Below are 611 nucleotides of genomic sequence, written 5' to 3'. Positions count from 1 at the left end.
CAGCAACCGACAAGGCTGCCGCGATCGAAGGCTTTGGAACATCGGTCCAGCCATTCGAAGGCATGCTGGCCGAGTTCCAGGCCAAATTCCATGTCGAGCCGGACATCAGCGTCCGGCTCATTGAACCAAGCCAATGCGAAGTCACCAATTTTCTGCGCTTTATCGGGCAGACCGCATCAGACAAGCCGCAGCTTGTTCTCGATCGGACATCGGTGCCAAACGGTACGCCGATCAGCGGAACGCTGGTGACGCGTGGCGGGCTCAGGTCCAGCGTGCTGTTGATCGACCATAAAGGCATGGTGTTCAATCTCGACGACCGCATCGTCGTAGAAACCGGCAAGGCTACTTTCAGCATCCCGATTGGTCTCGGGGCCGCCGACAAAGCCGCCGGAAAGGCGGTGCCGCAGATCATAATGGTGATCACGGGCCCTCAGGACATCCAGGCAGCCGCGTTCTCCACGCCCATGCCAGCCTCGGTGCTGCTCCCAAAGATTCTTGAGGAAATCGAGACCGACGGGTCTCAATTCTCGGCCACCGCCCAGTATTTCCGGCTCGGCGGATAGCATGGGTGCCCGATGCAACTCAGCCTCCCTGACCCGCCGATAAGGCAG

Annotated in this window: 1 protein-coding gene; it reads left to right on the top strand. The window is 59.7% G+C overall.

The features are described from left to right. Positions 1–62: 62 nt before the first annotated feature. Positions 63–563 carry a hypothetical protein gene (locus tag EOA22_RS25525; RefSeq protein WP_245478684.1) on the top strand — a complete coding sequence of 167 codons (501 nt, stop codon included), beginning with the start codon at positions 63–65 and terminating at the stop codon, positions 561–563. Positions 564–611: the final 48 nt, after the last annotated feature.

The sequence above is a fragment of the Mesorhizobium sp. M7A.F.Ca.US.014.04.1.1 genome, assembly GCF_003998745.1.
In the GTDB taxonomy this organism is placed as follows: Bacteria; Pseudomonadota; Alphaproteobacteria; order Rhizobiales; family Rhizobiaceae; genus Mesorhizobium; species Mesorhizobium ciceri.
The sequence above is the reverse complement of the archived record's forward strand: the minus strand, read 5'-3'. Positions and strand labels throughout refer to the sequence as shown.

Coding starts and splice junctions, on each gene's coding strand:
- EOA22_RS25525 (WP_245478684.1), top strand. CDS start 63: ATGCTGGCCGAGTTCCAGGCCAAATTCCATGTCGAGCCGGACATCAGC.